We start from the raw sequence: 13,554 nt of genomic DNA, 5'->3' as shown, positions 1-13,554 counted from the left end.
AAGAATGAATGATGTTGAATTCATTAAACATCCTCTCATAAAACCTGATACCGTCGAGCAGAGATTATACCAGCTCTCCCTTGCAGGGGAAGCTATTAAGAAATCAAGTCTCATAGTGCTTCCTACAGGCCTTGGGAAAACCATAGTAGCATTACTCGTGATGGTATCATGTCTGCCTAAAGGGAAAGTATTGCTTCTTTCCCCGACAAAACCGCTTGTGGAACAGCATGCGGCTTTTTTCAAGGATACTCTTAATATTCCTCCTGAAAACGTTGTATTGTTTACCGGGAATACAAATCCTGGCAAACGGGAAAGCATGTATGAGAAAGCCCAGCTTATCATCTCCACACCCCAGGTCATAGAGAATGACCTGCTCGGAAAAAAAATAAGCCTTGAAAACGTTTCCTGCATCATCTTCGACGAAGCGCACAGGGCAACCGGGAATTATTCCTATGTTTATATCGCGAGAAAGTATATAGAGCAAAACCCCGCCCCTCTCGTCCTTGGAATTACGGCAAGTCCCGGAAGTAATTCTGAAAAGATACAGGAGGTTTGTGCAAATCTCCATTTAAAGTCAGTTGAGATAAGGACTGATTCAGACCCGGATGTTAAACCGTATATTTTTGATAAGGATATCGAAAGGATATATGTTTCCGTACCTGTCGAAATGAAAGGTCTGAAGGGATTAATGGATAAAGTCCTGAATGACAGGCTGACAAAATTACAGGAACTCGGGCTTTTATCAGATTTCCAGAAACGGCTCTCAAAAAGGGAAATGCTTGATCTCCAGGTGCGTTTGCAGGCGCAGGTTCGTTCTTTTCCAGACCAGAAGATATACCAGGGGATATCCCTTCTTGCCGAGATCTTCAAGGTCAGCCATGCTATCGAGATATCAGAAACACAGGGGTCATCAGCCCTGTCAAAATACTTTGAGCGGCTTGAGAATGAGGCATTATCGAGGGAGGGAAGTAAAGCTGCAAAGCGCCTCATGGAGGACCTGAGTATGCGCCAGGCTGTGCATCATCTCGGGGGCTGTGATGGCAACAACCCGAAATTGAATGTGGTAAAAGAGCTTGTTGAAAAGCAAATTCGTGACGCACCTCAATCACGTGTTATCGTATTCACCAATTACAGGGATACAGCAGAACTTGTTGCAAATTCACTTAAAGAGATAGCGGGTATCAAGCCTGTAAGGTTCGTCGGGCAGGCAAGTAAATATAAAGACACAGGTCTCACCCAGAAACAGCAGGTAGACATTATCCAGAAATTCAAGGACGGGGAATATAACACTCTGGTTGCAACTTCCGTTGCCGAGGAAGGACTGGATATACCTGCCACTGACCTTGTGGTGTTTTTTGAACCCGTGCCATCTGAAATAAGGAGCATACAGCGAAAAGGAAGGACAGGAAGAAAACACGCAGGAAGAGTTGTTGTCCTCATGGCAAAAGGATCAAAAGATGAGGCATATCACTGGAGTAGTAATTACAAGGAGAGACGGATGGTCAAGACCATGAAAAACCTGGATATTGACCTTGATGCTTCGGAAGATAAAACAGACGAACCAGACGGGCAAATGAAATTAATGGATTTTTCAGCTTCCCAGCTATCGAATTCGAATTCCGGGGTTCATAAGGTGAAAATCTATGTCGATAAGAGGGAGATCCGTTCCCATGTTGCACATTCCCTTGAAAATATGGGTGCAGAAGTGATCTTAAGAACACTTGAAGTGGGAGATTACATAGTGAGTGACCGTGTTGGCATAGAGAGAAAAACAACAGAAGATTTCCTTAGCACTTTCCTTGATGGCAGGGACCTCTTTGGCCAGATATCAGACCTTGCGCGCGCTTACAGGCGCCCACTCCTTATAATTGAGGGCGAGGGACTTTATTCAAAGCGCCAGATCAATCCCAATGCAATTCGCGGCGCGCTTTCAACTGTTGCAATTGATTTTGGTGTCCCGGTGTTATTCAGCAGGGATGAAGAAGATACTGCGTCACTGATAAGTGTAATTGCAAAAAGGGAACAGGCAGACGACCCGAAAAAGGAAATAAACCTTCACGGGATGAAATCTGCCTCAACACTTCCTGAACAGCAGGAATATCTGGTGTCTGCTATCTCAGAAATAGGACCGGTCGTGGCAAGAAACCTGCTGCGGCACTTTGGCAGCGTAGAACGGATCATGACAGCGACACGTGAGGAATTGATGGCCGTGGAACTTGTGGGACCAAAGACAGCAGACAGGATAAGAGAAGTTGTGAGCGGGGGGTATAAAGGTTAAACTCTAATGGTTTAACATCTGTATTCAAGAATTCATATCCTTGATATCTTTTTCATGAACCATTTAACAGGGATGAACATAGACACTTGTTCCTGATATTTCCTGTATTCATCCCCGAATGTTGAGAGCAGTCTTTTCTCTTCAATGAACGCACCTATAAGAAAATAACCTGTTATCAGCAGCACTGCTGTTAAATCAAGCAGAGTCATTTGCATCTGAGTAACCAGAAGGAGAATTCCTGCTGTGTAAAGCGGATGGCGGACTTTTGCATAAGCTCCGCGTGTAACAAGTACTTTTTTCTTCTGCCTCTTTATGCCGATAAATTCAAGGACGTCTGTCTGCAACAGGGCATACCCGAACATACCGATAGCGCCCAGGCGCACAAGGACAACAACCGGATACAAATTCTGCGGGATCACATAAATTACAGGGGTGGAATTTGAATACGATATCCACACCATCAAAGCAGGAGCAAATAAGGGAATGCTGATCAAAGAATATAGTAGCCTGTAATACCTGAAGGCTTTTCCAGGCAGCTTTTCTACCTTATTTTTGACATGATCCGTAGCAAGAAGACTGTGAATGACCGCAAAAAAAATGAAATATAAAAAGAACTTTATTATGTTGTCCATTGCGTATTATTTTATTGTGGTTAAACTATTTAATTGCTTGTGTCTTATACCTGAAAATCTATTTATGTAAACAGGTTCTTATTATATGCGGGAGGTTGCAAAAGGGAAAAATCGCAAATGGAGCATGTTATACAGATTTGAAGATAAAAAGCCCGTTATTGCAAAAAATGCTTTTATCGCGGATACTGCATGTCTTATCGGAGACGTATCAATAGGTGAAGGAACAAGCGTGTGGTTCAATACTGTCATTCGCGCTGACAGGGCAAAAATAAATATAGGTAAAAATTGCAGTATCCAGGATAACACTGTAATACATTCTGACGAAATTGATGTTGAAATTGGTGACGGGGTTATCATAGGTCACTCTTGCGTGATGCATGGGCGCTCCATTGAAAACAATGCCCTTATTGGCATGAATGCCACAATACTTCATGGGGCCCGGATAGGGGAATCAGCAATAATCGGAGCAGGCGCGTTAGTGCCTCCGGGTTATAAAATACCTGCCCACAGTGTGGCTCTGGGTGTGCCATGTAAAATTATCAGGATGGCAACAGAAGAAGATCTTGCTATGATAAGAAATACGCAGAATAATTATGAAAAATTGACCAGACAATATTTGAAATCAATAAAAATCAATAGAAATCAACAAAAATAAGGTGAATACTTGAGAAATATTGAAATTGACGAATTCAGTGCAACCCCGATAACTGAGCGAAAAGTCGAAGTTGTAGAACGAAAAGGACTTGGACATCCTGATTATATCTGTGATTCCATAATGAACGAGGTCTCCATTCGCCTGTGTAAGGAATATATGGAGAGGTTTGGAGCTATCATGCACCATAATATCGATAAGGGGATGCTTGTTGCAGGCGAGGTGAAGACAAAATTTGGAGGCGGGGTGATACTAAAACCGATGCGCATCATTTTCGGGGACAGGGCTACTTTTGAGGTCGAAAATGAGGTTATAGATGTAAATACTATTGCTATTGAAGCCGCAAAAGAATGGATTAATGAGAACTTGCGCTTTGTAAATAGTGATTCTATTCTTTATCAGGTTGAACTTGCAAGGGGTTCGGCAGAACTTACGGATATATTCAAGAGAAAAGATGCAATACTTGGCGCTAATGATACCTCGGCGGCTGTTGGATATGCACCTATGACACCCACGGAGACACTGGTTCTTGAAACTGAGAAGTATTTGAACTCCCCGGATTTTAAGAAAAGATTCCCTGAATCGGGTGAGGATATTAAGGTCATGGGTTTGCGGGAAAAGAATAAACTCAATTTGACCATTGCAGACCCTCTTATAGATATGTATGTCGAATCAGAAGCAGGGTATTTCAGGAAAAAAGAAGAATTGCTGGAAGAGATACGAACTTATGTTACCGGGAAGATGGAATTTGAACCTTCCATTTCCCTGAACACGCTTGACAGGGAAAGGCGGGGCATGGGCGGGATTTACCTCACCGTAACCGGAACTTCTGCTGAGGATGCGGATTCCGGCCAGGTGGGGCGCGGGAACCGCGTGAACGGCATCATTCCATTGAACCGTCCGGTAAGCAGTGAAGCAGCCGCCGGAAAAAACCCTGTAAGCCATGTGGGAAAAATATACAACGCCCTGAGCCACAGGATCGCAAATAAGATATATGCCAATGTCCCGGACATAAAAGAAGTCTATGTATGGCTTTTGAGCCAGATAGGAGAGCCAATCGACCAGCCAAGGATAGCAGCAGCGCAGGTCATTATGGAGAGAGGAACTCTTGAAAGTGTGGAAAAAGAGATAGATGAGGTTATCGACAGGGAACTTGCCAGCATCCAGGAATTCTGCATGGAACTGGCGTATGGGAAAATACCAGTTAACTGATCAGCGATCTTTTAGTTCTTTAACCTTTTCCGGCAGCCTCTTCTTAATCATTTCAAGAAGTGCATCGTAATCCCCTTCAGCAAGCGAGCGCACATCCTCGTCTCCTCGCAAAATAAGATCCACAAGGTAAACAAGCTCCTCATCCGTCAGCCTGTTAGCCCTGTTCGCAAAGTCCTCCGGGGATTCGGATAACTTATGCGAGACCGGAAGCAGGATGAATTTGTAGTCATGTCCGGGCGCGGGACCGGTTGCGCCTTCGAGTTCGGGAGCGAGTTTATTGAGGATTTTTTTATCAAGGTCTGATAATTGTCTCATGAAGTTCTCCATTCATTAAATAGTGCATCATAAAAACATCACGACCAAATCATTCTTAATTTTTTCAAAATCTCTATATAGAGTAACTAATTTAAAATCACTATCTTTCGCGATTTTATACTGGTAAGCATCATCAAAATCCAGCCCGAATTTCCTTCTCATATCAGACAGATTTTGATATGATAGTTTTGATAAAGTAATAATTTTTACATTCGGAAGAATATCTTTTACAAATTTCTGGAAAATTTTTTCTTTTTTATTCCTGAATAATATTACTCCAATCGAATGCAAAGAAAAGTCAGAAATGCATAGGTTCCCAATGTTTTTTTCGAGAAATTCTTTGCAGGCTTCTTGTCTTTCTTGTGTTAGCAGAACTTCCAAAAAAATATTTGTATCAATGAGGTACATTACCTCCACTCCAATGCTTTATGTTGGAGTGATACTGAGGTATATTTTTTTTTTAGGTCTGACAAACCTCCTTCCCAGTCAAATTTAAACTTATTTTTTTTTGCTCTTCGTTGATATGTTCCTTTTTGCAATAAAAATTCTATATAATCCAAAACTTCTTCTTTCAGATCTTCTGGCAATTGATCTAATTTTGATGTGATAACTTGTGTTTCCATTTTATCACCGAGCGCATTTACACATATATCATAGTCATATTATAAGATGATTGGATATCTATAGCTATCGGATATTTAAAACACCAGATTCACATCCGCTTCAAGTATCATGTCAGTCAATTCCGGAAGCGTTATCTTTTTTATCCCGTTTATGATCTCCGAATCTGTTATGTTGCGTTTTGCAATATCCTTATCAAGTGCATAGAAACCCACAAGTTCTATGTTCTTTGTGATCTCAGATTCCACGGACGGGACATCCTTGAACCAGACTGCCAGATCCCCGTATCCTGTTTTCTGTCCTTTCACGATCGAATGAACGCCGCCACTGACGAAAATCACAGAAGCCTCATTTCCTGCTGCGACCTGCGAAGCAGCCATCGGGATTGCTGAAAATGCATCTTCTTTTCCATAAGGGGGCTGCGTTACGATTACATTTACTTTTTTGCTCATGTTGATCACCCTATAAGTATTGTCTTATCGGATTCTGCTGTCCATTCGCCAAGGTCATAGAGTCCGCCGATAATGACGCCCTCTGTCTGCTGTTTTGTTACGCCTCTGGCATCCGTGCATTTTATACAGGCGATAGCATCTGCTTTTGGCTGTTTTATCCCTTTTTTGACTATTGTCCCGAAAATTGTCTCTACCGGAGGAAACTCTTTTGGTGCCTGGTCCCTGTGGGCGATTATTGTTGCATCAAGATAGTTAAAGAAGTTGACAGTTATGCCTTTTTCTTTAGCCGCGTGTGCAAGTCTTATCAATGTAAATACTCCTTCATCCCTGTATGGGCCGTTTATCGAAACGATCGTAAGTTGTTTTCCTGTCATTTTATCACCTTCACCTAAAACCAGACTACCCTGTCATATTCCATTATGTAATCAAGAAGTGCGCCGATTTCTTTTATTTCCACACCGCCAATTAATTTGTTGGTGAGCGATCTTGAAAGTACTGCTTTATCGTCAGCATATATCCTGATGCCCTTCTTCTGGGCTGCTGCGAGTTTATTTCCAAACTCGGACTTTCTTGCAGCGGTTATGCCGTCTTCAATGAGATATAATGAGACATCATTTCCTTTTTCTTTTGCATTCAACCCGATATCAAGCACAAGGTCGGGTGTTTCCGTAGTATACGGGTCTTTCGATAGGACGAGTAACAGATTTGTCATTTTTCTTTCTCTGATTCTATGATTAGAGGGGTTAATAATTATCGATTGAGTTTTAAATGTTTCCATGTAGGCAATATTAGTGAACTACCTCACGCTTTGAGGCTTCCTGCGTCATTGTGTCTGTGCTCAGACTACTCGGGCAGGCTTTGAATTCCGCAGTTCCTGCGGTATTTGATCTTTTTAGTATATTGATTGCAGCATTATGGTCTCTATCCAGAACAAGGCCACAGAAAGGACAAGAATGTTTCCTGACTGAAATGTTCTTCGATACGAAATTACCACATTTGCTGCAATTCTGACTTGTGTTCCTGGCATTGACCAATTCAACTATTTTCCCAGCGTATTCTGCTTTGGATTTTGTAAATCTGATCAACTGATACCATCCTGCATCGTTGATGGATTTTGCAAGACGATGGTTGTGCACCATGTTTTTTATCTGCAAATCCTCAAATACGATTTTATCATAGGTATCTACCAGTATTCTTGATGTTTTATTAGCAAAATCTTTTCTTTGATTCCTGATTGTCCTGTGTGTTCTGGCTACGATCGTAGCCTGATTCTTTCTGTTATTACTTCTTTTCTTTTTCCTTGAAAGCTTGATCTGTTCTCTTGTTAATCTCTTTTCGGAACATCTCAGGAACTTGGGCGGTTCTATTTGTTCACCATTGCTAAGGGTTAGTAATGATCTCAATCCAACATCTATGCCTATTGGTCTCTTGATCTCAACTGGAATTATTGGTCTGTCTATTTTAACTGAAAATATTGCATACCATTGATCAACATCCTTCTTAATCGTACATGTCTTGATTTTACCCTCTATCTCTCGATGCTGAACGATCTTGACAACTCCGATTTTAGAAATGTTAAGTTTCTCCTCTTCAAGATTAATCCCACTTTGTGGATATGTGAATGAATTGTATCTATCTCTTCCCTGGAATCTTGGGTATCCGAAGCCTTTGAAGAAATTCTTAAAACTCCTCTCTACTCTTTTTAAGGTATTTTGAAGCACTTGCGAATGTACTTCTTTCTGAAAAATAGTTTTATTATCAGGAAGAGCGTTCGCTTGATCTACATATGAGATCCATTCGGGTTTTCCCCATGGAGTAACTTCGAAGGTTTTACATAGATTATTAAGCTCAGATTGTCGTTTTCTCTCTGCAAGTGAATCATTGTATAGGTGTCTGCATATGGAAAGTGTTCTGTTCAGTTTAACTTCCTGATTCTTGTTCGGGTATATCCTGAATTGATATGCTTTTCTCATTTCCCACAACATCTTTATATTGTTTTGAAACTATTTATCGTTATGCATCTCCTTGATGTGCTTTCTCGACAATTGCTTTTCCGGCATAGGCATTACAATTAAAAAAGGGGGTAAGATTTCATCCCGTTGGTAAAGCAAATGGATTTTCTCTACCCTTTAACCTACGATTTTATTACCCATGCCAACCATTTCGCAGGAAGTATGCCGAGGTAGCCCAGCGGCCTAAGGCGCCGGTTTTGAAAACCGGTTGTGCACCGCACAGCGGGAGTTCAAATCTCCCCCTCGGCGTTTTGTTAATTTTCACTTCTCTTTCGGGTAGGTATAAATCACCATCCACTGCACTCCGAACTTATCCGTAAAACATTAGCCCTCGTATGCTTTCCTCAATTCTCCAATGTCAAACTTTTTCATTTTCAGGAAAGCATTGGTAACGCGTTCCACCTTCTCTTTATCGTGGTCTCGCAGCATCTCGTCCAGGCCAGCGGGAGCAACCTGCCATGAAACACCGAACTTATCCTTGAGCCAGCCGCATACACTTTCTTGCCCTCCGTCTGCTGTGAGTCTCTCCCAGTAGTAATCGATTTCTTCCTGGTTTTTGCATTTAACCATAAGCGAAATGGCCTCATTGAAGCTAAAGTCGTGCTTACGAGCGCTATCCATAGCCGCAAACCCCTGATTCTCAAGCGTGAAGTCGGCATGTTTTATTGTTCCTTCTTTGTCGGGTTCCTCGCCTTTGCCGTAGCGTAGGATGTTGCCAATCTCCACATTCTTGAATACCGATGTGTAAAAAATGATCGCAGCCTCTGCTTTTCCGGACTGCCCACCCACAAACATAAGCGTCGGGGTGATTTTCTGCTTAATCTTACGATCGCCCATGAACATCACCTGCCATGAAAGACCGTACCTGTCCTGCGTCCATCCATATTTTTCGCTGAAGGGATATTTACCAAGCTCCATGAGTGCCACACCCCCTTCAGAGAGTTTTTCCCATATTGTATCGACTTCCTCCTTAGTACTACAAGCAACAAGAAATGATATAGCTGGAGTGAATTTGAATATCGGTCCGCCGTTAAGTGCAATGAATTCTTGCCCCTCAATCTCAAATTCAGTGGTCATTACCGTTCCCTCTGCTCTTCCTGATGCCTTCGCGCCTGCTTCGCCATAGCGAGTAATATTCATGACCCTGGAATTTTTGAAAACAGAAGTGTAAAATTCCGCCGCTTCTTCTGCCTGATGGTCAAACCATAAGCAGGGATTGATTTTTTGTTTGATGTTCATGTTTGTCATAATTTACTCCTATTATTTTTCCTACTTCTTGCCTTCATTGGCCAGTCGTTTGCGTCTTTCAATTTCCGCTTCACTTGGATTATCAAGCCCAAACGATCCGGTCTTGAGTTCCCCGGCGGGTTCATAGGTAGTGATGATGACACCGGTGGTAGATATCTTGCTATCGGTAAGCTTGAGACTGGCAGGCTTTGTCCCGTCGCTAAATAGCCTTTTTCCCTTCCCTATCGTAACCGGGAAAATCCATAACCGGAACTCATCGATAAGATCATGTTTAAGCAGCGTTTGAATAAGATTGCCGCTGCCGTGCACCTGGATATCTGGACCGGTTTGTTCCTTGAGATTTCTTATTGCCTGCTCCACATTTCCTGTAACAAGTGTGGAATTATTCCAATCCACTTCATCAAGCGTTCTGGAGACAACATACTTCCTGACGCTGTTCAGTTTATCGGCAATCGGATCATCTTTAATGTATGGCCAGTACGCAGCAAAGATTTCATAGGTCTTCCTGCCCAATAATAATTCAGAAGGCTTTGCCATAAATTCGCCCATGACCTGCCCCATCATGTCATCCCAGTAATTGACAGACCATCCGCCATAAGTAAAACCGCCTGCCGGATCTTCCTCTGGTCCCCCTGGCGCCTGCATAACCCCATCAAGCGTTATAAATGTGGTTACAATAAGTTTTCTCATAATCGTTTCTCCTGAGGTTTAAGTATATTCCTCCGACTACTGTTGCATGGGCTCTGGCTCAAGCATGCTCACGCGGTTGCCTTCTGTGTCTATGAATGACACATAAAGTCCGACACCAGGGATACTGTCAGGTTTTCCGAGTACCTGTCCTCCCAGCACTTTTCCGCCTGCTTCTTCCACCATTTTCATCGCCTCCTTGATATCGTCAACTGCAATGACGACTGATGGATACTGCAACAGAGGATCGGTGCTCTCGTAAAAGCCGCCGTTGATTGCGCCGGGTCTCCTGGGAAGACCGGTTTTCTCATCGCTTTCGGTGGTAGCGACCAGCACATACTCGCCCATCTCCTTACCAAGCTGTTCCGTCTTCCAGCCAAAGGCAGTCTCGTAAAAATTCCTCATACGATCCTTATCTTTCGCCGGCATTTCAAAATGTACGACAGGATTCATTTTCATTATATTCCCCCATATAAGATAATTATGTAATTGATGATATAAGGATTTTTCGCGGGTTCATAAATTTCACCCTGAGAGACCAAGTTCTTTCATGGCTTTCTCCTCATCCTGGTGAGCTATGAACATGATGATTTTTGGTTCGGTGTCGGTTTCTTGGACAAAATACGTAACATCAAATTCGATCAGCTTATTCCCGGTCTTTTTGAACGTCGCTCCCCAGTGGACTTTGATCATCGAATATTCATTGCTGATTGGGATTTCGTCCATGGACAGGATTTTTGCGGATGTCTGCCCTACGCTTCTGTAAAATTCCGCAGCCTTGCCCGCCATCCTGGCGAATTCATCTCTTCCCAGCGCGATACTGCCCTTAGGACCTGCTGAAATGAAATGTTCTGCAAACAACGGCACCTGCTTTTCAACATCAAGTGAATTGAATGCTTTTTCGTAATCTGCAAATAGTTTTTTTATAGAATCTCTCATAATATTAGTCCTCCAGTAACTTCTTCAAACTTGCGAACATCATTCTCTCTGGTTCCCGTTTGAGAATTACGCCCCTGTCCTCATATGTTCATTTTGTTAGATTGATTTGTTTTCATCATATTAAAATGCCCCTATTTGGGAAATTGGTTTGAATCGCCTGACAACGATCACACATTTCTATAATATCCACGCCGATAAACCAAACGCCCGGATACGCCGAGAATAGGGCTTCACCGGATAATTTCGGTTAATGCCTGTTCATAAATCACAAGGTCATGAGGGCTATGAAGAATGAATCGGACTTCTTTAATATAAGAGAATCCTTCCAGGAATCCAATGACCGCGTTGAGAGCTACCGCGCTTGCTTTTTCAACTGGGTATCCATAGGCTCCCGTGCTAATCGAAGGAAAAGATATTGTTTTAATCCCGTTTTCGATCGCAACCTTAAGACTATTCTTATAGGAATCTGCAAGCAGTTGCGGTTCTTTATTATTTCCGCCGTGCCAGACAGGACCAACAGTATGTATCACTTTTTTTGCTTTTAGTGCTCCGCCTGTTGTGATTACTGCCTGACCTGATGGCAATCCATCAGGATATCTCTTGCGTATTATTTTGCATTCTTTCAAAATATCAGGCCCGCCCTTCCTGTGAATTGCGCCGTCCACCCCGCCACCGCCCATAAGGTCCGGGTTGGCGGCATTGACAATAGCTTCAGTTTCCTGTTCTGTGATATCCCCGCATATGAGGATCAGTCTGGTGTTTCCAATTAGCGTTTGCATAATAGGAGAAAAAGCACTCATATCGCTTCTTTTCCTCTTTCTCCGGTTCTTATACGAATTATTTCTTCTACCGGCAGGATAAAAATCTTACCATCACCAATATTTCCTGTCTTTCCGGATTCACAGATTATTTCTATGACCTTTTCCACAGCAGCATCATCCACAACAAGTTCAATTTTGGTCTTGGCAAGCATATCCACCCTGTATTCCTGAGTACGGTATTGTAATACAACTCCTTTTTGACGTCCGCGCCCTTTTACTTCGTAGGTGGTTAGACCTATAAAACCAGCGGTTGCCAGTGCTTTCTTGATTTCCCCTAGTTTTTCTGACCTGATTATTGCTTCAATTTTTTTCATGAGATCACCAGCCTGTTTTGCTTAAGCTATCCTTCTTTTTAAACATATGCCTTCTCTCCATGCTGAGTAATATCAAGACCTTCTACCTCTTCATCATCGCGGACACGAAGACCCATGGTTGCATTGAGTATCTTTAATATAATAACTGTCATTACAAATGAATAAACGCCAGTCACGACAATGGCTACAATTTGCGATATTATCAGACTGGAGCTACCAAAAACCAGACCATTTGCTCCGGCAGAATTAATCGCAATCGATGCGAAAATCCCGGTAGCAAGGACACCCCATGCGCTTCCCACACCATGACATGCAAATACATCAAGTGAGTCGTCGATATTGGTTTTGTGGTTCTTGAAGTGCATTGCAAAATAGCATAAGATCCCGGCTGCGCCGCCTATGATTATTGCTGCAAGCGGCCCCACATATCCTGATGCCGGTGTAATTGCAGCAAGACCTGCGACTCCGCCTGTGACAATTCCAAGGGCATTTGGTTTTCCGCCATGCTTCCAGCTTACTGCCATCCAGGTGAGCGCTCCTGCGGCTGCGGATGTATTTGTCGCGATGAAAGCATTTGCGGCAAGGCTTCCAGCAGAAACTGCACTTCCCGCGTTGAACCCGAACCAGCCAAACCACAGAAGGATTCCGCCCAGTATTGTCATCGGGACATTATGCGGCGCCATGTTTTCGCTCTTAAAACCAATGCGTTTCCCGATGATGATCGCTGCAGCAAGCGCTGATAACCCTGCGCTTGTATGTACAACAAGACCGCCTGCGAAATCAAGGGCGCCAAGTTCCCGCAGCCAACCCCCTGTTCCCCAGACCCAATGCGCTATTGGATCATATACGATTGTAGTCCAGATGAGAGTGAAAACAATAAAGGTGCTGAATTTCATCCGGTCAGCAAAAGCGCCAGTGATGAGGACCGGGGTTATGATTGCGAACATCGCCTGGTATATCATGAATACGGATGCCGGTATCGTAGGGGCATAATCAGCATTGGTAGCGGCTCCAACACCATTTAGCCCGACCCACTGGAGCCCGCCAATCAGGCCTTGCCCGCCAACGTCCGGACCGAATGCAAGACTGTACCCTAAAAGTATCCACTGGATGCTGATAAGTGCAAGAACGATGAAGCTTTGTGTGATAATTGAAAGTACGTTCTTTTTCCGTACCATCCCACCGTAAAAAAGACCGACGGCGGGGGTCATGAGCATGACAAGGGCGGTTGAAATGAGTACCCAGACGGTATCTGCACCGTTGATGGGGCTATCAATGGATTCTGCGGCGAGGGCGGGTATTGAAAATAACAACACGAGGATGATGAACACAATGAGCTGTTTTATCATATATTGAACCTCAAATCTTTAC

Annotated in this window: 17 protein-coding genes, 1 tRNA gene and 1 pseudogene; 4 read left to right on the top strand and 15 right to left on the bottom strand. The window is 43.2% G+C overall.

Annotated features, from left to right (window positions below; genetic code table 11):
• Positions 1-4 precede the first annotated feature (4 nt).
• Positions 5-2,278 carry a DEAD/DEAH box helicase gene (locus tag FIB07_06795; GenBank protein NJD52561.1) on the top strand — a complete coding sequence of 758 codons (2,274 nt, stop codon included), beginning with the start codon at positions 5-7 and terminating at the stop codon, positions 2,276-2,278.
• Between the two features lie 32 nt (positions 2,279-2,310).
• Here FIB07_06795 and FIB07_06790 read toward each other — a convergent pair whose 3' ends face one another.
• Complete coding sequence (locus FIB07_06790; GenBank protein NJD52560.1) at positions 2,311-2,910, bottom strand: isoprenylcysteine carboxylmethyltransferase family protein; 600 nt, start codon at positions 2,908-2,910, stop codon at positions 2,311-2,313.
• A gap of 124 nt (positions 2,911-3,034) precedes the next feature.
• Between FIB07_06790 and FIB07_06785 the strand changes: the two genes are divergently transcribed.
• Entirely contained in the window at positions 3,035-3,565 is a 531-nt protein-coding gene (locus tag FIB07_06785) for a gamma carbonic anhydrase family protein (protein NJD52559.1), read from the top strand.
• A 9-nt stretch (positions 3,566-3,574) separates the two neighbouring features.
• Complete coding sequence (locus FIB07_06780; protein ID NJD52558.1) at positions 3,575-4,774, top strand: methionine adenosyltransferase; 1,200 nt, start codon at positions 3,575-3,577, stop codon at positions 4,772-4,774.
• Here the strand turns inward: FIB07_06780 and FIB07_06775 are convergent, their stop codons facing one another.
• The 7 genes and pseudogenes from FIB07_06775 to FIB07_06745 form a co-directional block, all read right to left on the bottom strand.
• A complete protein-coding gene (locus FIB07_06775; GenBank protein ID NJD52557.1) occupies positions 4,775-5,089 on the bottom strand; it encodes a hypothetical protein in 315 nt (104 codons plus the stop codon). It lies immediately after the preceding gene.
• Between the two features lie 27 nt (positions 5,090-5,116).
• The gene (locus FIB07_06770; protein NJD52556.1) at positions 5,117-5,497 is read right to left on the bottom strand and encodes a PIN domain-containing protein; all 381 of its coding nucleotides are present in this window, start codon (positions 5,495-5,497) and stop codon (positions 5,117-5,119) included.
• Complete coding sequence (locus FIB07_06765) at positions 5,497-5,712, bottom strand: DUF2281 domain-containing protein (protein ID NJD52555.1); 216 nt, start codon at positions 5,710-5,712, stop codon at positions 5,497-5,499. The genes FIB07_06770 and FIB07_06765 overlap by 1 nt, the downstream gene beginning before the upstream one ends.
• Before the next feature lie 75 nt (positions 5,713-5,787).
• Positions 5,788-6,162: a hypothetical protein gene (locus tag FIB07_06760; protein NJD52554.1), complete on the bottom strand. Its 375-nt coding sequence runs from the start codon at positions 6,160-6,162 to the stop codon at positions 5,788-5,790.
• 5 nt (positions 6,163-6,167) lie between these two features.
• Positions 6,168-6,536, bottom strand: coding sequence for a sulfur reduction protein DsrE (locus FIB07_06755; protein NJD52553.1), 369 nt, complete (start codon positions 6,534-6,536; stop codon positions 6,168-6,170).
• A gap of 14 nt (positions 6,537-6,550) precedes the next feature.
• Positions 6,551-6,940 carry a DsrE family protein gene (locus FIB07_06750; protein NJD52552.1) on the bottom strand — a complete coding sequence of 130 codons (390 nt, stop codon included), beginning with the start codon at positions 6,938-6,940 and terminating at the stop codon, positions 6,551-6,553.
• 97 nt (positions 6,941-7,037) lie between these two features.
• A pseudogene (locus FIB07_06745) lies at positions 7,038-8,135 on the bottom strand (IS200/IS605 family element transposase accessory protein TnpB).
• A 203-nt stretch (positions 8,136-8,338) separates the two neighbouring features.
• Between FIB07_06745 and FIB07_06740 the strand changes: the two are divergent.
• Positions 8,339-8,423: transfer RNA gene (locus tag FIB07_06740), tRNA-Ser, on the top strand.
• Positions 8,424-8,498: 75 nt separating this feature from the next.
• Here FIB07_06740 and FIB07_06735 read toward each other — a convergent pair.
• From FIB07_06735 to FIB07_06705, 7 genes are all read right to left on the bottom strand, one after another.
• Positions 8,499-9,422: a VOC family protein gene (locus tag FIB07_06735; protein NJD52551.1), complete on the bottom strand. Its 924-nt coding sequence runs from the start codon at positions 9,420-9,422 to the stop codon at positions 8,499-8,501.
• A 21-nt stretch (positions 9,423-9,443) separates the two neighbouring features.
• Positions 9,444-10,112, bottom strand: coding sequence for a dihydrofolate reductase (locus FIB07_06730; protein NJD52550.1), 669 nt, complete (start codon positions 10,110-10,112; stop codon positions 9,444-9,446).
• 36 nt (positions 10,113-10,148) lie between these two features.
• Positions 10,149-10,562 (bottom strand): VOC family protein, encoded by a 414-nt coding sequence (locus FIB07_06725; GenBank protein NJD52549.1) that lies wholly within the window; start codon positions 10,560-10,562, stop codon positions 10,149-10,151.
• A 72-nt stretch (positions 10,563-10,634) separates the two neighbouring features.
• Positions 10,635-11,048 (bottom strand): hypothetical protein, encoded by a 414-nt coding sequence (locus tag FIB07_06720; GenBank protein ID NJD52548.1) that lies wholly within the window; start codon positions 11,046-11,048, stop codon positions 10,635-10,637.
• A 230-nt stretch (positions 11,049-11,278) separates the two neighbouring features.
• Positions 11,279-11,827: an O-acetyl-ADP-ribose deacetylase gene (locus tag FIB07_06715; GenBank protein ID NJD52547.1), complete on the bottom strand. Its 549-nt coding sequence runs from the start codon at positions 11,825-11,827 to the stop codon at positions 11,279-11,281.
• A gap of 17 nt (positions 11,828-11,844) precedes the next feature.
• Positions 11,845-12,183, bottom strand: coding sequence for a P-II family nitrogen regulator (locus tag FIB07_06710; protein ID NJD52546.1), 339 nt, complete (start codon positions 12,181-12,183; stop codon positions 11,845-11,847).
• 38 nt (positions 12,184-12,221) lie between these two features.
• Complete coding sequence (locus FIB07_06705) at positions 12,222-13,532, bottom strand: ammonium transporter (GenBank protein NJD52545.1); 1,311 nt, start codon at positions 13,530-13,532, stop codon at positions 12,222-12,224.
• Between the last annotated feature and the right edge of the window lie 22 nt (positions 13,533-13,554).

It is taken from the genome of Candidatus Methanoperedens sp., assembly GCA_012026795.1.
Taxonomy (GTDB): domain Archaea; phylum Halobacteriota; class Methanosarcinia; order Methanosarcinales; family Methanoperedenaceae; genus Methanoperedens.
The sequence above is the reverse complement of the archived record's forward strand: the minus strand, read 5'-3'. Positions and strand labels throughout refer to the sequence as shown.